Source organism: Loktanella salsilacus (assembly GCF_024206795.1).
Classification (GTDB): domain Bacteria; phylum Pseudomonadota; class Alphaproteobacteria; order Rhodobacterales; family Rhodobacteraceae; genus Loktanella; species Loktanella salsilacus.
Window position 1 is genome coordinate 54,368 of the sequence record NZ_CP072995.1, and the last position, 23,150, is coordinate 77,517.

The 23,150-nt window shown below is 61.0% G+C and carries 6 protein-coding genes and 1 pseudogene; 6 read left to right on the forward strand and 1 reads right to left on the reverse strand.

All coding sequences use genetic code 11. The annotated features are described in order from the left end of the window. Positions 1–115: 115 nt before the first annotated feature. Positions 116–1,003 carry a LysR family transcriptional regulator gene (locus tag KBW81_RS16800; RefSeq protein ID WP_254249299.1) on the reverse strand — a complete coding sequence of 296 codons (888 nt, stop codon included), beginning with the start codon at positions 1,001–1,003 and terminating at the stop codon, positions 116–118. Between the two features lie 157 nt (positions 1,004–1,160). On the opposite strand from KBW81_RS16800, the pseudogene KBW81_RS16805 reads away from it, so the two are divergent. From KBW81_RS16805 to KBW81_RS16830, 6 genes and pseudogenes are all read left to right on the forward strand, one after another. Continuing rightward, positions 1,161–1,382, forward strand: a pseudogene (locus KBW81_RS16805) (DUF2218 domain-containing protein). Between the two features lie 30 nt (positions 1,383–1,412). Then, positions 1,413–2,276, forward strand: a complete 864-nt coding sequence (locus KBW81_RS16810) for an SDR family oxidoreductase (protein ID WP_254249300.1) — start codon at positions 1,413–1,415, stop codon at positions 2,274–2,276. 36 nt (positions 2,277–2,312) lie between these two features. After that, positions 2,313–3,155: a nuclear transport factor 2 family protein gene (locus KBW81_RS16815; RefSeq protein ID WP_254249301.1), complete on the forward strand. Its 843-nt coding sequence runs from the start codon at positions 2,313–2,315 to the stop codon at positions 3,153–3,155. 52 nt (positions 3,156–3,207) lie between these two features. Beyond that, a complete protein-coding gene (locus KBW81_RS16820) occupies positions 3,208–3,699 on the forward strand; it encodes a nuclear transport factor 2 family protein (RefSeq protein ID WP_245754270.1) in 492 nt (163 codons plus the stop codon). Between the two features lie 24 nt (positions 3,700–3,723). Then, positions 3,724–4,311: a cytochrome b gene (locus KBW81_RS16825; RefSeq protein ID WP_254249302.1), complete on the forward strand. Its 588-nt coding sequence runs from the start codon at positions 3,724–3,726 to the stop codon at positions 4,309–4,311. Positions 4,312–4,912: 601 nt separating this feature from the next. Further along, on the forward strand, positions 4,913–23,143 hold the full coding sequence (locus KBW81_RS16830) for a DUF11 domain-containing protein (protein WP_254249303.1): 18,231 nt from the start codon (positions 4,913–4,915) through the stop codon (positions 23,141–23,143). Positions 23,144–23,150: the final 7 nt, after the last annotated feature.

Here is a 23,150-nt window from a genome sequence, read left to right on the forward strand (position 1 = left end):
AAGATGCTTCGGTACACCCGTCCAGCCGTCATCATGCGCAATGACCTTTGCCTGCAGTGTCTTGCCGTCGGGATCGGTGACGTGCTTCAAGACGCTTGGCGCAAGACCATGACCTTCAGTCGGATGCGGCGCGCGCGACAAAGTAGTCAATTAAGCGGCGGGTCAGGGCCTTTTGTGGTCCGATGTCAGGCCAAACTGCATAAATGCCAAGGTCGGGCAAACGCCAGTCGGGCAGGACTTGGACAAGGACACCCGAGGCCAGTTCGGCGGTGATCTCTCCTGTTGGAAGGTGCTGCACGCCGAGCCCTGCCATGACGGCAGACACGGCAGAGGCGATTGTGTCGACCTCTAGCCTGATGTTTTCCGGCTGGAACGACACAGCCCTGCCGCCACATTGCAGCGTCTGCATGTCAGGCAGCATTGTTAGGGCGACGAAATCACAGGCAGCCAGATCCTCGATGGTCTTTAGGGGTGCCCGGCTGGCCAGATAGTCCGGCGCGGCCACCATGACCCGTTCGAATGTGCCAATCCGGCGGCTTTTCAGACTGCTGTCGGACAACACGCCAAGGCGGATCGCGATGTCGAACCCTTCTTTCACCAGATCGACGGGCGCGTCGCTGCTGTGCAGTGAAATGGCGATCAGGGGATGCGCCTTGGCAAACGCCCAGAGCGTCTGGCGCAACGGCATCTTTTCGCCCCAGGCTGGCATTGTCAGGCGCAGGGCACCGACCGGCTCGCTGCTGCCCGCGCTGAGCGCGTCAATCGCTTCTTCCCCCGCGGTGATCATCCGGCGGGCGGGGGGCAGGGCAGCGTGGCCTTCGGGCGTAAGGGACAGCGACCGGGTGGATCGAAAGAAAAGCGTGACGCCCAGCTTGGCTTCTAGCCGGGACAAATGGTGGCTGATGACCGAGGTCGACAGCTTTAACCGCCGCCCCGCTGCGCTAAGGCTGCCCGCATCGGCGACGGCCACAAAGACGGCCAAACTGCGGTAGTCGTCGATCATCTTTCTAATTCCTCGTTAAATCTTGTCGTGATTGTCAGGCTAATCGAAAGGCGGCGTAGCGTCTATTTCTGTTTCTCAACGACAGGAGACGAAGATGCCAAGTAGCACCGCAACAATTTCGACGACCCGCGCCAGTGGATATCTGCAGCAGCTTTGCATGCATTTCGCCCACAAGGTGCCCGTCACTTTCACGCCGCAGGCAGGTTAAATCACGCTGCCGTTCGGAACCAGCACCCTGCAGGCACAAGACGACACGCTGACGCTGACCGTGACCGGAGAGGCGGACGCACTGGTCCGGTTAGAGCAGGTCATCGGCGACCACCTTGCCCGGTACGCCTTTCGCGAAAACCTGTCGCTGACGTGGAAACACGCCGCCTAAACCTGTCACCCCCTTCTAGGAGTTCGTACCATGACGATCGCCGTCACCGCCGTTTCAGGCCAGCTTGGCCGCGCTATCGCGCAAGCGCTTTTGGATATGAAGTTGGACCAACCGATTATCGGTCTGGCCCGCACCCCTGCGAAAGTCACGGGGCTTGGGATCGACGTGCGCCCGGGGGACTATGATCAACCCGATGATTTAAAGGCATCATTGGCGGGTGTTGATACGCTGCTGCTGGTGTCCGGCCTTGCCGCGCCGGACGTGCGCATCCAGCAGCACCGCAACGTGATTGACGCCGCTCGCGCCGCTGGCGTGCGCAAGATCGTCTATACCAGCATTCAAGGCCTGGAAGCGGGCACGCCCTTTTCCCCCGTGGTGCAAAGCAACCGCCAGACCGAAGCTGACGTGCGCAATAGCGGCTTGATCTGGGCCATCGGGCGCAATGGCATCTATATCGAACCCGACGTCGAATATATCGACACGTACCGCGCGCGGGGCGAGGTCGCGAATAGCGCTGGCAGCGGTAAATGCGGCTACACGACCCGCGCGGAGCTAGCCCGCGCCTATGCAGCGCTGCTGACGACCGATGGCCATGATGGGCAGACGGTAAACCTGAACGGCACGCCGATCACGCAGGCCGAATTGGTCGCCTATCTGAACCGCGCTTTTGGCACGCAGCTGACGTACCGCGAAATGACGCCGGCCGCTTACGTCGCGGACCGCACGGCTGAACTGGGCGATTTCTATGGCCCGATCATTGCCGGAATCTATGACGGCATCCGCCTTGGCGCAAACGACACCCCCGGCGATGTCGCGGCCATCACAGGCCGCCCGCATCAAAGCTGGGACGCCTATTTTGCTACGCTTGGTGCGGAACTGAACCCATTGCACTGACCCAATCACCCCCCCCAAAAAAAACAGGAGAACACCGTGAATATAAGAACCTTGCTGGCATCTGCGGCCATCGTGACCGCCCTGCCGATGCTCGCCATCGCAGATACCGCCGAAAACAAAGCCTTTGCGATCGAGGCCCTAAGCGCGACGCTGGGCGCTGGCGACGCAGACGCCGTCGATCAATACTTTGCCCCCGGCTACATCCAGCACAACCCCGATGTGCCAAACGGCACGGACGGTCTGAAAGACATGATCAAGATGCTAAGCGCCAGCGGCAATTTCAAAGCCGATTTCGCCCGTGTCATCGCTGACGACGACCTTGTCGTCTTTCACGGTCGCTATGAAGGCTTTGGCCCGTCGCCGATGATTGCCTTTGACGTCTTTCGCGTCGCAGACGGCAAGATCGTAGAGCATTGGGACAACCTGATCCCGGAAGCTGCGCCAAACCCGTCGGGTCACACCCAGATCGACGGCGCGACTGAAATTACGGACGTCGACAAAACCGAAGCGAACAAGGCCTTGGTCGCAGATTTCATCAATAAGGCGCTGATCACGCACGAAGAAATCCAGTTCACCGACTATATCAACCCCGCGTCCTACACCCAGCACAACCCGATGGTTGCTGACGGTCTGGACGGCTTCGGTGCCTTCATGGGCGAGATGGCCGCCAAGGGCATCACCATGACCTATAACGAGGTCCACAAGGTCATCGGCGAAGGCAACTTTGTGCTGACCATGTCGGACGGCGCGATCGGGGATGAGCCACAGGCCTTTTATGACCTGTTTCGCGTGCAGGACGGTCTGATTGTCGAACATTGGGACGTGATCGCCCCAATGCCAGCTGCGGACGCAGCGCATAACGACGCTGGCAAATTCTAAACGCAGGCGCGGCCCCTTGGGCAAGGGGCCGCCTTATCAAAAGGGGCGCATCATGCACCGCAGAACACTTCTTAAAACGTCACTGGGCGGCGCACTTGCGCTGATCCTTGGCACGCAAGCAGGAGCTGACCAAATGGACGAGACCACACAAGCAAGCTTTGACACCGTCATGGCATTCATGGGGGCCATGGGCTCTGGCGACATGGAGACGATGAACGCGCTAATGGCCGACGATATGGTCTGGCACAATGAGGGCGACAAAAGCCTGCCGTGGATCGGTCCGTGGAACGGCAAAGAGGCAATCCTGACGTTCCTGCCGATCTTTGGCGCGAATTTCCAGACGACCGCTTGGGACAACACGGACGCCTTTGCTTCTGGTGACACTGTCGCCGTCTTTGGCAAAATGAACGGCGTGACGACCAAATCCGGCAAGGAGATTGGCGAGTTCACCTTCGCGCTGCGTGCCAAGGTGCGGGATGGTCAGGTGGTGCTGTGGCATTGGTTTGAAGACAGCTACGCCGTCAGCCAAGCGTATCACGGCTAAAGCCGTAAGGGGGCAGGGGGCGGGATGACCGCCCCTTTGCCGCATCTTAGGAACCCTACCATCCACGCCGGGCGCGATGGTGAAATTTGGCGCGGTCCGCCGCACAGCAAAAGGCATAACATCATTGCACCCAAAGGTTATTCTCGGACCCAGATCAGTCTGCACTGGATGATTGCGGCCCTGATCGTCGCGCAATTCGCGCTGCACGATCCCATCGTCGCCGCATGGGAGGCGCTCGTCGCGGGCGAGGTGCCTGCCATGACAGCGCTGGTCTATTACCATGTCATCGGCGGATCGCTGGTCCTTTTGCTAGCAATCTGGCGTCTGAAGATACGGTTCACACGCGGCGTGCCTGCGCTGCCGGAAAAGGAAGCGCCGATCCTCAAAGGGCTGGCACACCTGACGCATTGGACGCTTTACGCCTTCATGATCATCCTGCCGATTACCGGCCTGCTGGCATGGTTTGGTGGCAGTGAAACGTCGGATTACATCCACACGACCCTGAAACTGCCGCTTCTTGCGATCGTCGCCTTGCACTTTGCGGCGGCACTTTTCCAGCAGTTCGTGCTCAAAACGGGCCTGATGCGCCGGATGATGCGCGCCGCCGACTAAGCGGGCCCGTTTTGGCTAGGGGCCCCGTCGCGCTGTGCACTTTTGGTGTGGCGGGGGCCGAGGCGGTAACATTGAGTATATCAGGCGTCTTGTTGCGACCCGAGTTTGATCACAGTCAGGGAAATCGTGGCGGCAGCGGCCGTTGCCGGGCCACGCGAAAGGCGCGCTTTATGATTGGCCCTTCTGAATAATTGGATGGGCTACTACCCTGCGTCGCTTATAAAAAGCCGCTTGGTTTTCCTTTTTTAGGCGAAGCGATAAACCGATCGGTTTGTTCATCTTTCGAGCCTCTTCTCGGTTGGTATCCAACCTAAAGCGGTCCAAATGCGGTCGTTGAAAACATACATTGCATCTTCTGCGCGATATCTTGGCGCAGGTCAAAACACTGTGATGCTGAACTGCAACGTTTGGTTGAATTGCCTTAAAATTCTCTTAACGCAGATGCCGAGCTATAGAGAAAAGGGTGAAATAATGAGAAAGAGAAGGGATGTACGGCTGGAGATCTGTTATGAAGTTTGCGTTTAAATCACAGATCTGCGGGCTTTTCGCCTCTGCCTTGCTTCTACTTTCGCCGACTGATGTGTCAGCCACGACATTTACAATGACCGTTCCCACAACGGGCGTTACGTTGCCGTCAGAGTATCCACAGGCTGGCGGCGTCGTGACGATCCTAACGGGTGTGAATGGCAACATTTACTACCAATTCAGCGATCCATCTGGTGCTTACGTCGGATACAACTCTAACGGGACACCGACGGCGTTTCGCGGCAACCCGTTCACGATTAACAGCGCGATCAATTTGAACTGCGGTTTCTCTGATTGTGCGACCTATTTTGGCGGGGCCATTGCGCGCATGGACGTGCGCCTGACAGCGTACGATGGTGACACTCAGAGTAACGGGTTCGACTTTAACGATATCTCTTTGCTGGTAAACGGCGTGAATATCGGCAATTGGTCCGCCCTTACCACTGAAAAAACAGACTTGAGCGGTGCACAGTCGCGCGGGTTTGAAACTGGCTTTGGCAACAATACGCTGAACACAGGCTGGTTCTCTTCGACGAACACGGCGCTGCTCAGCAACATTTTGCAGACCGGCAAGATAACGAACCAAGTTTTTGACGTCGATCCCAACGACAACTTTTGGGATTTCACCTATGGGAGTTCCCTGCAGGATACTGGCCTTCGGACCATCGCGCCGGGTGTGGAATTTGATAAACGCTTTGACGCAGGCACGACATTCTCTGCTGTGGGTGATGTTCTGCGCTATGACTACACTGTCCGCAACATTGGCTCTGTCGAGCTGACAAGTGTTGGCGTCACGGACAATAAGATTCCAAGCGTATCTTGTGACACGACGACCTTGGCTAAAACCAATCCGGGCGCTGATCCAAGCACCTTGGCGACGGCAAATTGCGTCGGTTTTTATACGGTGACACAGGCCGACGTAGATCGCGGGACCCTGACGAATATCGCGACCAGCAGCGCGACCCCGGCTTTCGGTCAACTTGGTAGTTTCACAGATACTGTGACGCTGACCGGGCCGGTGCAGAATTCGGTGTTGAACCTGTCGAAAACGGCAAACCCCACAAGCTTTACCGCCATCAACCAGACGATCACCTATACATTTACCGCGACGAATGCGGGAAACACGACGTTGACGAACGTCGTGGTGACGGATCCGAAAATTCCGGCACTGTCCTGTACGATCGGCACTCTGCTGCCCCTGTCGACCACCAACACCGTCAATACCGCGACCTGTACCGGCACGTACCGGACCACGCAGGCCGATGTGGATGCCTTTGCGCGCAGCAACCAGCCTTTGACAAATACGGCGACGGTGCGTGGCACGGACCCGCGCAACACACAGGTGTCCCGCACAGCGACTGCGAATGTCCCCGGTCCGGCCGCTTTGCCGACGCTGACGATCGACAAAACAGCGGTTCAGACGACTTACAGCGCTGTGGGTGCCGTGATCGCCTACAGGTTCGACGTGACCAATACGGGCAACGTGACATGGCCAAGCCCGCCGACTGTCACCGATACAGTGACCGCCCCGGCAAGCTGTCCGTCAGGCACCGTGGCGCCCGGTGCGACTGTGCGGTGCACTGTGAACTATAGTGTGACGCAGGCCGATATTGACCGCGGACAGATCGACAACACCGCCACGGCCACAATCACGATCAATGGCGTGACCCGTTCGGCAAACGACTCCCATTCTTTGCCCGCGACGCTGACCCTGTCGCAAAGCATCGTAAAGCGCCTGAAGGCCGGCACGGTGACACCTTTTACCGCGGTCGGCGATCCACTTGTGTACGAGTATGTGCTGAAAAACACCGGCAATGCCTCTATCACCAATCCGGTTGTCACCGATAACAAGGTTGCGGTGACTTGCCCCGTGGGTGTCGTGGCCCCCGGCGCGTCGGTCATCTGCACCAGCGCCACTTATAGTGTCACGCAGCAAGATTTGGACGCCGGGCAAGTCGTGAATACGGCGACCGCCAATGGCACCGGCCCACTGGGCGGCGCCGTTCCACCCGTGACAACCAGCCTGCGCGTCGATGCGCAGCGTTTGCCTGCCCTGACGATGGACAAGGTCGCTGAGACGATCGCACCCGAAGATTTCGCACCCGGTCTGCCGGTCGATTACACCTATACTGTCACCAACACGGGCAACGTGACGATCACGGCGCCCATCACTGTGACCGACGATAAGACGGCCGTGTCTTGCCCAGCCCTGCCTGCTGGTGGGCTATCGCCAACTGCGCCAAACAACACGCTGACCTGTACCGCGACCTATGTTGTGACAAATGCCGACTTTCTGAACGGGCTTGTCACGAACAACGCTTTTGCCACGGACGGCCAGACCCAATCCAACACAGACAGCGCCACGATTCCGCAAAATGGCACGCCGGGCCTGTCGCTGGCCAAGACCGCGCTGACCGCTAGCTTTGCAGATGTCGGTGACACCATCGACTATCGTTTCACCGTGACCAACAGCGGCGAGACGAACATCATCGATCTACAGCCGATTTCGATCACCGACGCCAAGATTGATCCCGCGACCCTCAGCTGTGCCCAGCCAGCCGTGTTAGCCCCGACAGAGTCGTTTGACTGTCTCGGCACCTCTGTTCCGCTGACGCAGGCCGATGTGGATACCGGCAGCTATGCAAACACCGCGCACGCCAGTTTTGACTTCACGCGCGATGGCAATACGACGCTTGTGCAATCAGCAACAGCGACAGCGGTTGTGCTGTCATCCAACGTGCCGGATTTCACCGTTGTTAAATCTGGTCCTTCGGCGTTTTCGGCTGTCGGTGAGGTCATTACCTATTCGTTCGCAGTGTCGAACCTGAACGCGCAGACATTGACCAGTGTCGTCCTGACCGATCCGCTTATTCCGGGCCTGTCCTGCCCGATCAGCAATCTGCAGCAGGGTTCACCGCAGACATGTCAGGGCACCTATACGGTCACGCAGGCCGATCTGGACCGCGGCATGATCGACAATACGGTCACCGCTGTCGGCACCGGACCGCAAGGCGGGCAGGCGACACGCACCGATGATCTCAGCATCGCGATTGATCCGGCCGCTGCGACCAAGGTTCTGACGTTCGACAAGACCGCCAGCGTCACCAGCTTTGACGCACCCGGCGACGTGATCGACTATACGCTGACGGTCACAAACGACGGCAACCTGACGCTGACCAATGTCGTTGTGACCGATTCAGTGCTGGGCCTGTCCTGCACAATTCCGTCCCTTGTGCCGACCGCGACGGATGACAGCTGCCGTGGCAGCTATACGATTACACAGGCCGACATCGATGCGGGCGACTACGTCAACGCGGCGCAGGCCGTTGCCGACGACGTGACACCGCAGCTGGATTCCGTCACGGTTGCGGGCCCGACCCTGAATTCAGCCATCGCTTTGACAAAAGCGGCCAGCAACGCATACGCCGCTGCCAATGATCCTGTCGTCTTTACCTTCCAAGTCGAAAACACCGGTAACGTGACTCAAACTGGCGTCGTGATCACCGATGCGTTCTTTGATCCTGACCTTGTCTGCAACGTCCCTGATTTGCAGCCAGGAGAGGTCGATAACTCTTGCACCGCCACCTACACAGTCACCCAAGATGACGTCGACGCCGGTACGTTTACCAATACGGCGCGGGTCGATGCGACGGGCGGCAATGGCATCGCCGCCTTTGACGAAGATACAGCCATCGCAAGTGGTCCTGCTGCGGCACCTGCCGTGCGGATCGAAAAATCCTCTGCCGATGGCGTCTTCAGTGCCACAGGGACTAGCGAAGTGTTCACCTTCGAGGTGTTTAACACAGGTAACGTGACCCTGACCTCTGTCGCGGTCAGCGATCCGCTGACTGGCTTTGCCTGTACGACGGGGCCGATTTTGCCCGGGGCGTCGACGACGCTCTGTGATGACACATCGCCGATGACGACCGCGCCGCTTGTGGTGACGCAGGCGAATGTCGATGCGGGCACCCTGTCCAACACCGTTTCGGCCACAGCACAAAGCCTGCGCGGCGGCCCTGTCAGCGGATCAGACACGCTGACGCTTGCCGGTCCTGCGCAGCTGCCAGCGCTGAGCATCGACAAGCAGATTGCTGCGGGCGATGATTTTGCCACCGTTGGCGCGACCGTCAGCTATAATTTTGTTGTCCAGAACGCGGGCAACATCACGCTGACTCAGCCGATCACGATTAACGACGCCGCAGTGCCCGCAGTTTGTCCGGCGCTTCCGGCTGGCGGCCTTGCGCCTTTGGCGACCCTGACCTGCACAGGCAGCAAAAAGGTCACGCAGGCCGATCTGGACCGCGGTTATTTTGACAATATCGCCTCTGCCAGTGTGACGCAGCCCGTCGTCCCCTCTGCCACCTATCCCGGCGGTACTGCGGCTGTGACCTCTGCGACGGATACCGTCCGCGCAAATGCTGACCAGCTGCCTGCGCTGTCGCTGGTCAAGCGGGTTAAACCATTGACGCCGTCCAGTTTTTCCGTCCTGAATGCGCCGATTGTCTATCAGTTCATCGTCACAAACAGCGGTAACGTCACAACGACCGCCGATACCATCATCAATGACGTCAATATTCCGGCTAATCTGACCTGTGCGCCTGCGGGTCTGGCCCCCGGTGCCTCTGCCACCTGCGAGACGACATGGAATGCGACTCAAGCCGCGCTGGACGCGGGTTTCTTTACCAATACGGCAAGCGCGACAACGACCTTTGACGGCGCAGCGGTCACCTCGCCCAATGCGACGGCGACCGTTAACGCGGTTCAGAACCCGCGTCTGGTCATTGCCAAGACAATCACAGACGTCACACCTGCGAACGCTTTTCAGGCCGGCACGGTTCTGACCTACCAATATGTCATTACAAACCCGCTGACCGGACCGGGCACGCCGGGGAACGTGACGATTAGCGGACCTTTCAGCGTCGCTGACAATCGCACGACGGTGACCTGTACCCAACCCGCGAGCGGCGCGCTTGCACCGGGCGAATCCACCACCTGTACCGCGACCTATACGGTGGTCAGCGACGACCTTGATCTTGGCTCTGTTCAGAACACTGCATCCGCCAGCGGCACCTTTAATGGCGCAACCATTACGTCCCCCAAGACCGTTGCGATCTATCCTGTCGACGCAAAGCCTGCCGTTGACGTCGAAAAGGTCGCGGACCCTGTAGGGGCTACATTCTCTGCGGTCGGAGACAAGCTTTACTATAGCTTCACCGTCATCAACCCCGTGCGGGAACCTGGTCAGAGCGGTGTCGCACTTGTCGAGCCGGTCTTTATTCAGGACGACAAACTGGGGAATTTCGAATGCCGTCCACGTGACCCGGCACAAGATTTCAACATCGGCGACCGCTATACTTGTAATACCTTCGATCTGGGCTTGCCCTATGTCGTTACGCAGGCAGACTTGGACCGGGGCTTCGTCACGAACGAAGCAACCGCCCAGACCACCTTTGCGCGTCTGTCGCCAAGCCCGATCCCCGTCGAATCCAGCGCGGTCGAAGTCACGATCACGGGTGCGGAAACCCCGGGCCTGACCCTGACCAAGGCCGTCACAACTGGACCTGCGGTTGCTGTTGCCGGGGACGCGCTGACTTACACGATCCGTGCCACCAACTCTGGCAACCAAACGCTGCGCGGTGTTGTCGTCACAGATCCTCTTATTCCTGCGCTGACCTGTGCCCCAAGCGGTACCAATATCACCCTGCTTCCCACGGAATTCGTGGAATGCACCGGGACCTATACGGTCACGCAGGCCGATATCGACGCAGACGACGTCTTGTCGAACACCGCATCCGCGCAGGCCACAGACCCGCAGGGCGATGACGTCTTGGGCTCCGTGACCAACTTGCAGGATCTTGATCCGCCGCTGCCCGCCGTAACGATCCTGAAAGAGCAGATCGACTCTGACGGCACCGTCATCGACCCGCCTGTCTACAATGCGGTTGGCGAGGTTCTGACCTTCCGGATGACGGTCACGAACACCGGAAACATCACGCTAGACAATGTCGCCGTCACTGACAGCCTTGTTGCGGGAACCTGCAACGTCAGCGCGCCGCTGGCGCCGGGTGATATCGATGACAGCTGTTTGTTTACCTACGCGGTCACGCAGACTGACATCGATGATAATACCGTCGCGAACCAAGGCAGCGTCACGGCTGACCCGCGCGCGCCGGGTACGACTCTGGCGCCTGCAACGTCTGACCTGATCAGCAACGGACCTGTGCGCGAACCCAAGGTGTCGCTGACGAAATCTGTTGATCAGACCAGTTTCAGCACGACGGATGTCGCGCTAACCTATGGTTATGTGATTGCTAACGAGGGCAATATCACGCTGACGGACCTGCCTCAGCTGACCGATGACAAAATCCCCGCGGCGGATTTGGTCTGTGACGCTTTTCCCGCCACCGGCCTTCTGCCGGGCGATGCGATCGAATGCCGCGGCACATATCTGACGACGCAGGCCGACGTGAACGCCGGCTTCGTCACCAATATCGCGGATGTGACGATTGCAGATCCGCTTGACCCGCTGACGCCGCTCACCTCTCAGGATACGCAAACTGTCGCCGCCGACCGTGTCAGCGCTGTGACCCTGACCAAGCTGGCCGATGATGATGCTTTGGTCGTGGAAGGTCAGGTCATTACTTATAGCTATCAGGTGACGAACACTGGGAACACGACGCTGACAAATATCAGCGTTGGTGACCAGCACACCTCTGCTAGCGGTACATCTGCACTGACGCTGTCCAATAGTGGCGCGATTGCAAGTCTGGTCCCGCTGCAAAGCGTGACGCTGACCGCGACCTATACGGTCACGCAGGCTGATGTGGACGCAAACACGCCGCTGACCAATACGGCGACCCTGTCTAGCGTTAGCCCCGACGGGGTGAATCCGTCTGCTGTCGCAGAGGAAAGCGTCTCTGTCGCGCTGCCAGCGCCGGACCTTTTGGCAACCAAATCTGTCGCCACACAGCCGACGGGCGCTGCCGCGGTTGGCGATGACATTGTCTATGCGATCACGGTGGCGAACACCGGAAACGTCAGCCTGTCCTCCGTCACATTTGACGACGTGCTGACCCGGTCCGGTGGCACCGTCGTCACGCCTGCGCCTGCGCTTGTCAAAACGGGCGGTGATACACTGAACCCCGATATCCTCGACGTCGGGGAAGTCTGGACCTACAGCGCGACGCATGAACTAACGCAAGACGACATCGACGCTGGTGGTTTGTCCAACGTTCTGACCGTGACTGCGACGGATCCAAATGGCACCGATGTCGACGATCTGGCCGGAACGGGCACGGGCGATAACGAGGACCCCGCGACCGTCACGCTCCAGCAGGCTGGCGCGATGGAAGGCACAAAAACGCTAGAGCCGCTGACTGTCCCGGCCGTTGCCGGCACCGTGGTCACCTTCCGTGTGACGCTTGCGAATACGGGAAATGTGACCCTTAGCAATGTCGTGCTGACGGATGACCTGCGCCGCGCTGATGATACGGCGATCACGCCGCTGCCCGTCCCCGTTAAAACAGGCGGCGACGCTGGGCTGCCGGACGTGCTCGAAGTCGGCGAGACTTGGACCTACGACATCCTTTATACGCTTGAACAAGCCGATATCGATGCGGGCGGGATCACGAACAGTTTGACCTTTGCGGCCCAGACACCGGCGAACATCGCTGTGGCTGACGTCTCGGATGACGGCATTGATGACGACGGCAATACCCTTGATGACCCTGCCGAACTCCTCATCACGCCTGCGCCATTGCTTGAGGTGACGAAGATCGTGCGCGATACGGGGTCTGCGGTTGGCGATGTGGTTGTGTTCGAGATCACGGCTGAGAACCTTGGCAACGTGAGCCTGCGCGATCTGACGATCAGCGATACGTTTACGCGGGCCGATGGGTCCGTGATCACGGGCGCGGTGCCTGTGCTGGCGGATCCTGCGGTTGCGGGCGATCCTTTGCTGCCGAACGGAACCCGGGTCTGGACGCTGAGCCATACGCTGACGCAGGACGATCTGGATGCGGGCGGGCTGGTGAACACGGCGACAGTGACGGGTCTTGATCCGTCGAATGCGCCGATCAGCGATGTCTCGGATAACGGCGTCGATGGCGACGGCAATACAGCTGACGACGCCACGGTTCTGCCGATTGCGGCGGTGCCGGGGATTGAACTGACGAAAGTGCTGACGACCTCCGGCCTGATTGCGGGTGATCCGGTGGTCTTTACGCTGACGGCGGTGAACACGGGCAACGTGAGCCTGTCGGACATTGCGCTGAGCGATACGTTCACGCGGGCGGATGGCACAGCGATCACGGGCGCGGCGCCTGTGCTGGTGGATCCCGCGGTTGCGACCGATCCGCTTTTGCCAACGGAAAGCCGTGTCTGGACGCTGAGCTATACGCTGACGCAGGCGGATATCGACGCGGGCGGTCTGGCGAATACGGCGACCGTGACCGGCACTTTGCCGGGCGGCGGCACGCGCAGTGACGTGTCGGATAACGGCGTGGACGGTGACGGCAATACGCTGAACGATCCGACGCTGCTGCCGATCACGCCTGCGCCGTTGCTTGAGGTGACAAAGGTCGTGCGCGATACGGGGTCTGCGGTTGGCGATGTGGTTGTGTTTGAAATCACGGCTGAAAACCTTGGCAATGTCAGCCTGCGCGATCTGGCGATCAGCGATACGTTTACGCGGGCCGATGGGACAGTGATCACGAGCGCGGTGCCTGTGCTGGCGGATCCTGCGGTTGCGGGCGATCCGCTTTTGCCGAACGGGGTTCGGGTCTGGACGCTGAGCCATACGCTGACGCAGGACGATTTGGATGCGGGCGGGCTGGTGAACACGGCGACAGTGACGGGTCTTGATCCGTCGGACGCGCCGATCAGCGATGTCTCGGATAACGGCGTGGACGGTGACGGCAATACGCTGAACGATCCGACGCTGCTGCCGATCACGCCTGCGCCTTTGCTGGAGGTGACAAAGGTCGTGCGCGACACGGGCTCTGCGGTTGGTGATGTGGTTGTGTTTGAGATCACGGCTGAAAACCTTGGCAATGTCAGCCTGCGCAATCTGGCGATCAGCGATACGTTTACGCGGGCGGACGGGTCCGTGATCACGGGCGCGGTGCCTGTGCTGGCGGATCCTGCGGTTGCGGGCGATCCGCTTCTGCCGAACGGGACCCGTGTCTGGACGCTGAGCCGTACCCTGACGCAGGTCGATCTGGATGCGGGCGGGTTGGTGAACACGGCGACGGTGACGGGTCTTGATCCGTCGAATGCGCCGATCAGCGATGTGTCGGATAACGGCGTGGACGGCGACGGCAATACAGCCGACGATCCGACGGCTTTGCCGATTGCGGCGGTGCCTGCGCTGGCCGCGGTGAAGGTGATCAGCAGCGGTCCGGTGACGGTCGGCAGTCTGGTTGTCTTTGACATCAACGTGACGAACACCGGCAATGTGACGCTGCGCAGTGTCGCGATCGCCTCTGACACCTTGACGCGGGCGGATGGAACAGCGCTGACGCTGACCAGTGGCCCGGTGCTGCGGTCGTCGGATCAAAACTCGCCTGCGGGCACCTTGGCGGTGAATGAAACCGGGATCTGGCGCGCGACGTATCGTTTGACGCAGGCCGACGTGGATGCGGGCGGGATTGCCAATATAGCGGTGGCCACGGGCACGGCGCCCGGCGGCACGGTGGTAACGGCGCAGACGGTGGATGCGGATGCCGGCGACGGCAACCCGGCGGTGGACCCGGCAGAGCTGACGATTCCGGCAACCCCGGCGCTGCGGCTGGTCAAGGTGCTGACGGCGGGTGGCCCGACGTTCAGCGCGGTCGGCGATGTGCTGGACTACCGCTTTGACGTGACGAACACGGGCAACGTGACCCTGACCGATGCCATCACGATTGTGGATGCGCGGATCACGGATGCGGGCGGCACGATCAGCTGTCCGGCAGGCCCGCTGGCCCCGCTGGCGCGGACCAGCTGCACGGCAAGCTATGCGGTGACGCAGGCCGATATCGATGCGGGCAGCGTGACGAACACGGCGCTGGCGCAAAGCGGCGCGGTCGTCAGTGCGCCCAGCAGCGTGACGGTGCAGGCGCAGCAGACGCCCGCGCTAGAGATGGTCAAGACGGCGGTGTCGATCTTTGACGGCACGACGACGTCTTCTGTGATCGAGGCGCAGTACTTCGTCATTGATGCGGTTGTGACCTATAATTACGTGGTGACGAACACCGGCAATACGACGATTACCGATGCGATCACGGTGACCGACAACCTGACGGCGGTCAGCTGTCCGGTGCTGCCAAGCGGGCTTGCGCCCGCCGCGCAGACGATTTGCGAAAGCACCTATACGGTGACGGGCAATGACGTGACGCTGACGGCTGTGACCAATACGGCGCGGGCGATCGCAGGTCCGGTGCGCAGCCCGATTACATCCGAGACCGTGCCGCTTGATGGCGTGCCGTCGCTGGGCGTAAGCAAGGCGCTTGTGCAGGTGAACGGTGTGGCTGGCACGGCGTTCACGGCGGTGGGCGATGTGCTGACCTATCAGTTTATCGTGGAAAACACGGGCAATGTGTCCTTTGCGCGCGATGTGAGCGTGACGGATACGCTGCTGGCTGATCCGGTGGTCTGCTTTGACAGCCAGGGCAGCACGCGCGATCTTGTGTCTGGCGATACGGCGGTTTGTACGGCGCCCTATACGGTCACTCAGGACGATCTGGACCGGGGCGAAGTGATAAACGAGGCCGTGGCCACGACAGTGTTCGGTGCGGACGGCGATACGACGATTGTGTCCTCGCGCCCGGCGCGGGTGGTCTCTGCTGCGGATGTGACCTCGGCCCTGACCTTGGTGAAATCGGCGGCGACGCTGCCGATCACGGCTGCGGGGCAGGTGCTGACCTATACGCTGACGATCGAGAATACGGGCAATCAACGCCTGCGGTCTGTCGCGGCGACGGATGCGCTTTTGCCGGATCTGATCTGTGCGGCTGCAGTGCTGGAGCCGGGTGCACAGCTGATTTGCGCCGACACCTATACGGTGACGCAGGCGGATGTGGATGCGGGGACGCTGGTCAATACGGCCGATGTCAGCGCGATCACCCCGACGGGGGCTGGGCGGACGGCGACGGATACGCTGACGCTGGATACGCCTGCGGCGCGCAATACGCTGAGCCTGTCCAAGGTGCCGAGCGTGTCGCCTTTTGGTCTGGCGGGCAGCACGGTGACCTTTGATCTGGTGCTGCGCAACGACGGCAACCTGACGCTGTTCGATCTGGTGGTGACGGACCCGTCGATTGACGCGGGTTATAGCTGCACGGTGGCGGAACTCGCGCCGGGCGACAGCAATAGCGAGTGCTCTGTCAGCCGCGCGGTGACGCAGGCGGACGTGGATGCGGGCAGCCTGTCGAACACCGCCTTCGTGGCGGGCGAAGATGCGCAGGGGAATGCGGTCGAAACCAATGTGACTGTTGTCGTGCCGGGCCCTGCTGCTGCGCCATTGCTTGAGGTGACAAAGATCGTGCGCGACACGGGCTCTGCGGTTGGCGATGTGGTTGTGTTCGAGATCACGGCTGAGAACCTTGGCAACGTGAGCCTGCGCGATCTGACGATCAGCGATACGTTTACGCGGGCCGATGGGTCCGTGATCACGGGCGCGGTGCCAGTGCTGGCGGATCCTGCGATTGCGGGCGATCCACTTTTGCCGAATGCGACCCGTGTCTGGACGCTGAGCCATACGCTGACGCAGGACGATCTGGATGCGGGCGGGCTGGTGAACACGGCGACAGTGACGGGTCTTGATCCGTCGAATGCGCCGATCAGCGATGTCTCGGATAACGGCGTCGATGGCGACGGCAATACAGCTGACGACGCCACGGTTCTGCCGATTGCGGCGGTGCCGGGGATTGAACTGACGAAAGTGCTGACGACCTCCGGCCTGATTGCGGGTGATCCGGTGGTCTTTACGCTGACGGCGGTGAACACGGGCAACGTGAGCCTGTCGGACATTGCGCTGAGCGATACGTTCACGCGGGCGGATGGCACAGCGATCACGGGCGCGGCGCCTGTGCTGGTGGATCCCGCGGTTGCGACCGATCCGCTTTTGCCAACGGAAAGCCGTGTCTGGACGCTGAGCTATACCTTGACGCAGCCCGATATCGACGCGGGCGGTCTGGCGAATACGGCGACCGTGACCGGCACTTTGCCCGGCGGCGGCACGCGCAGTGACGTGTCGGATAACGGCGTGGACGGTGACGGCAATACGCTGAACGATCCGACGCTGCTGCCGATCACGCCTGCGCCATTGCTTGAGGTGACAAAGATCGTGCGCGACACGGGCTCTGCGGTTGGCGATGTGGTTGTGTTCGAGATCACGGCTGAAAACCTTGGCAATGTCAGCCTGCGCAATCTGGCGATCAGCGATACGTTTACGCGGGCCGATGGGTCCGTGATCACGGGCGCGGTGCCAGTGCTGGCGGATCCTGCGATTGCGGGCGATCCACTTTTGCCGAATGCGACCCGTGTCTGGACGTTGAGCCACACGCTGACGCAGGACGATCTGGATGCGGGCGGGCTGGTGAACACGGCGACAGTGACGGGTCTTGATCCGTCGAATGCGCCGATCAGCGATGTCTCGGATAACGGCGTGGATGGCGATGGCAACACAGCCGACGATGCCACGGCTTTGCCGATTGCGGCGGTGCCGGGGATTGAACTGACGAAAGTGCTGACGACCTCCGGCCTGATTGCGGGTGATCCGGTGGTGTTCACGCTGACGGCGGTGAACACGGGCAACGTGAGCCTGTCGGACATTGCGCTGAGCGACACGTTCACGCGGGCCGATGGCACAGCGATCACGGGTGCGGCGCCTGTGCTGGTGGACCCTGCGATTGCGGCTGATCCGCTTTTGCCAACGGAAAGCCGTGTCTGGACGCTGAGCTATACCTTGACGCAGCCCGATATCGACGCGGGCGGTTTGGCGAATACGGCGACCGTGACCGGCACTTTGCCCGGCGGCGGCACGCGCAGTGACGTGTCGGATAACGGCGTGGACGGTGACGGCAATACGCTGAACGATCCGACGCTGCTGCCGATCACGCCTGCGCCTTTGCTTGAGGTGACAAAGGTCGTGCGCGACACGGGCTCTGCGGTTGGTGATGTGGTTGTGTTTGAGATCACGGCTGAAAACCTTGGCAATGTCAGCCTGCGCAATCTGGCGATCAGCGATACGTTTACGCGGGCGGACGGGTCCGTGATCACGGGCGCGGTGCCTGTGCTGGCGGATCCTGCGGTTGCGGGCGATCCGCTTCTGCCGAACGGGACCCGTGTCTGGACGCTGAGCCGTACCCTGACGCAGGTCGATCTGGATGCGGGCGGGTTGGTGAACACGGCGACGGTGACGGGTCTTGATCCGTCGAATGCGCCGATCAGCGATGTGTCGGATAACGGCGTGGACGGCGACGGCAATACAGCCGACGATCCGACGGCTTTGCCGATTGCGGCGGTGCCTGCGCTGGCCGCGGTGAAGGTGATCAGCAGCGGTCCGGTGACGGTCGGCAGTCTGGTTGTCTTTGACATCAACGTGACGAACACCGGCAATGTGACGCTGCGCAGTGTCGCGATCGCCTCTGACACCTTGACGCGGGCGGATGGGACAGCGCTGACGCTGACCAGTGGTCCGGTGCTGCGGTCGTCGGATCAAAACTCGCCTGCGGGCACCTTGGCGGTGAATGAAACCGGGATCTGGCGCGCGACGTATCGTTTGACGCAGGCCGATGTGGATGCGGGCGGGATCGCCAATATCGCGGTGGCCACGGGCACGGCGCCCGGCGGCACGGTGGTAACGGCGCAGACGGTGGATGCGGATGCCGGCGACGGGAACCCGGCGGTGGACCCGGCTGTGCTGACGATTCCGGCAACCCCGGCGCTGCGGCTGGTCAAGGTGCTGACGGCGGGTGGCCCGACGTTCAGCGCGGTCGGCGATGTGCTGGGTTACCGCTTTGACGTGACGAACACGGGCAACGTGACCCTGACCGATGCCATCACGATTGTGGATGCGCGGATCACGGATGCGGGCGGCACGATCAGCTGTCCGGCAGGCCCGCTGGCCCCGCTGGCGCGGACCAGCTGCACGGCAAGCTATGCGGTGACGCAGGCCGATATCGATGCGGGCAGCGTGACGAACACGGCGCTGGCGCAAAGCGGCGCGGTCGCCAGTGCGCCCAGCAGCGTGACGGTGCAGGCGCAGCAGACGCCCGCGCTAGAGATGGTCAAGACGGCGGTGTCGATCTTTGACGGCACGACGACGTCTTCTGTGATCGAGGCGCAGTACTTCGTCATCGATGCGGTTGTGACCTATAATTACGTGGTGACGAACACCGGCAATACGACGATTACCGATGCGATCACGGTGACCGACAACCTGACGGCGGTCAGCTGTCCGGTGCTGCCAAGCGGGCTTGCGCCCGCCGCGCAGACGATTTGCGAAAGCACCTATACGGTGACGGGCAATGACGTGACGCTGACGGCTGTGACCAATACGGCGCGGGCGATCGCGGGTCCGGTGCGCAGCCCGATTACATCCGAAACTGTGCCGCTTGATGGTGTGCCGTCGCTGGGCGTAAGCAAGGCGCTTGTGCAGGTGAACGGCGTGGCTGGCACGGCGTTCACGGCGGTGGGTGATGTGCTGACCTATCAGTTTATCGTGGAAAACACGGGCAATGTGTCCTTTGCGCGCGATGTGAGCGTGACGGATACGCTGCTGGCTGATCCGGTGGTCTGCTTTGACAGCCAGGGCAGCACGCGCGATCTGGCGTCTGGCGATACGGTGGTTTGTACGGCGCCCTATACGGTCACTCAGGACGATCTGGACCGGGGCCAAGTGATAAACGAGGCCGTGGCCACGACACTGTTCGGTGCGGACGGTGATACGACGCTTGTGTCCTCGCGCCCTGCGCGGGTGGTCTCTGCTGCGGATGTGACCTCGGCCCTGACCTTGGTGAAATCGGCGGCGACGCTGCCGATCACGGCTGCGGGGCAGGTGCTGACCTATACGCTGACGATCGAGAATACGGGCAATCAACGCCTGCGGTCTGTCGCGGCGACGGATGCGCTTTTGCCGGATCTGGCCTGTGCGGCTGCGGCGCTGGAGCCGGGTGCGCAGCTGATTTGCGCCGACACCTATACGGTGACGCAGGCGGATGTGGATGCGGGGACGCTGGTCAATACGGCCGATGTCAGCGCGATCACCCCGACGGGGGCTGGGCGGACGGCGACGGATACGCTGACGCTGGACACGCCCGCGGCGCGCAATGCGCTGAGCCTGTCCAAGGTGCCGAGCGTGTCGCCTTTTGGTCTGGCGGGCAGCACGGTGACCTTTGATCTGGTGCTGCGCAACGACGGCAACCTGACGCTGTTCGATCTGGTGGTGACGGACCCGTCGATTGACGCGGGTTATAGCTGCACGGTGGCGGAACTCGCGCCGGGCGAGAGCAACAGCGAGTGCTCTGTCAGCCGCGCGGTGACGCAGGCGGACGTGGATGCGGGCAGCCTGTCGAACACCGCCTTCGTGGCGGGCGAAGATGCGCAGGGGAATCCGGTCGCGGCGCAAGGCAGCGTTATTGTGCCGGGACCGATCAATGTCTCTGCGCTAGAGGTGACAAAGGTCGTGCGCGATACGGGGTCTGCTGTTGGCGATGTGGTTGTGTTTGAAATCACGGCTGAGAATCTGGGCAACGTCAGCCTGCGCGATCTGACGATCAGCGATACGTTCACGCGGGCGGACGGGTCCGTGATCACGGGCGCGGTGCCTGTGCTGGCGGATCCTGCGGTTGTGGGCGATCCACTTTTGCCGAATGCGACCCGGGTCTGGACGCTGAGCCACACGCTGACGCAGGACGATCTGGATGCGGGCGGGCTGGTGAACACGGCGACAGTGACGGGTCTAGATCCGTCGGATGCGCCGATCAGCGATGTGTCGGACAATGGCGTGGACGGCGACGGCAACACAGCCGACGATGCGACGGCTTTGCCGATTGCGGCGGTGCCGGGGATTGAACTGACGAAGGTGCTGACGACCTCCGGCCTGATTGCGGGTGATCCGGTGGTGTTTACGCTGACGGCGGTGAACACGGGCAACGTGAGCCTGCGCAACCTGACGATTAGCGACACGTTCACGCGGGCGGATGACACAGCGATCACGGGCGCGGCACCTGTGCTGGTGGATCCTGCGGTTGCGACCGATCCGCTTTTGCCAACGGAAAACCGTGTCTGGACGCTGAGCTATACGCTGACGCAGCCCGATATCGACGCGGGCGGTCTGGCGAATACCGCGACCGTGGCCGGCACTTTGCCGGGCGGGGTGGTTTTGACCGATGTGTCTGACAACGGCGTGGACGGTGACGGCAATACTTTGGACGACCCAACGCTGCTGCCAATTTCGACTGCACCAGGGCTGGAAGTCACAAAGGTGCTTTCCCAGACGGGCAGTGCTGTGGGTGATGTCGTCGTTTATCAAATCACGGTCGAGAACACCGGCAATGTGACCCTGACTGAACTGATCGTCACCGACACGATGACGGATATGGCTGGAAACCCGCGCGATTCCGGGGCGGTTGTCTTTGTATCGGGCAATGATGCGCGGATTTTGGATGTTGGCGCGACGAACCTGTTCGAAGTCACCTACACTTTGACCCAAGAAGATCTGGACGCGGGCGGCCTGATCAACTCGGCTGTTGCCACAGTCGAGACGACGGCGGGCGGTGCGCTGACTGATAGTTCGGACAACGGTCTGGATGACGACGGCAATACCACTGACGATCCCACGGTACTGCTGCTTGACGGGATTTCATCCATCGCAGTCACCAAGTCCGCTGGAACTTGGGAACGGCGGGCGGCTGACCGCGTGGCGATTGATTTCACAATTGAAGTAGAAAACACCGGAACGGTCACGCAAACCGGGCTACAGGTCATTGACGATCTGCAGGCGTTTGCTTCCCCGGGACGGGTTATCGCGGTGACGCGGCCCGTTGCATCCGGGTTCGAGGGGACCGGCAGCGGTGCGGCGGGTTTCAATGGCAAAAGCAATATTGATACCCTAAGCGGCGATGTGAATCTTGCTGTTGGTCAGACGGGTGCGATTACCTTTACCGTGCTTATTGATCCGACTGCGGGCTATCCCGCGCAGGAAAATGTGGCGCTGGCAAAGACGGATAGGATCGTCGACGGCGTATCTGGCGCTGTTGCCGTGCCGGCGCTTCCGGATGCGGATGTCAGGGTCGTGAAACTGGCCAATACGGAAACGGCCATTTTGGGCGGGACGGTCGGCTATACCCTGACCTTCGAGAACATGAACCAAAGCGTTGAAACGGGTCTGACCCTGATCGACAGCTTGCCTGATGGGCTGGCCTTTACGCCCGGCTCTGCCCGCTATGACGGGGCTGATACGCCGCAGCCGGTCGTAAGTGGCCGTCTGCTGGAGTGGCAGAACATCACGCTTGGGCCGTTGCAGAAGGTGACGATCACCCTTGATACGCGCGTCACGGGCGGCGACGGCAACCTGACCAACACGGCCTATGTGCTTGATCCGGGGCAGAATATCATCTCGAACCGGGCAGAGGCGACTGTGACCCGTCGACCAGAAGCGGTGTTTGATTGCGGCGACGTAATCGGCAAGGTCTATGATGATCGCAACATGAACGGCTATCAGCATGGGCCGACATCGGTTTCGCGGGCACAGATCACCGACCAGACCTATATCGGCGGTAAGAACGATCCCGCGATCACCGCGCTTCCGCAGGGTGAACCCGGTCTGGCCGGGGTGCGCTTGTCGACGGTAAGCGGCACGATCATCACCACGGATGCCTTTGGCCGCTTTAGCGTCCCTTGCGCCGAACTGCCTGCCGATATTGGGTCGAACTTCACACTGAAGCTGGACACGCGCACATTGCCAACAGGCTACCGCGTCACCACGGAAAACCCCCGTGTTGTGCGCCTGACGCCAGGCACTGTGACCAAGATGAACTTTGGTGCAGCCATCGCCAATGTCGTCGATATCGACCTAACCGCTGAGGCCTTTGTCAGCGGCACAGCGACCCCGATCCCGGCCCTACCGGCCGGTGTCGACAGCCTGATCGGTCAGATCCGTGACGTGCCGTCGGTGCTGCGTCTGAGCTACTATCTGCAAGGCGAAGACCGTGCGCTGGCCCGGGCGCGCATGGACGCGGTTGAAGAGATTATCCGCGTCCGGTGGCGCCAAACCGGCCGATACCGTTTGCTGATCGAACGCACCATTCAGGCGCTGCAATAAGATGGAG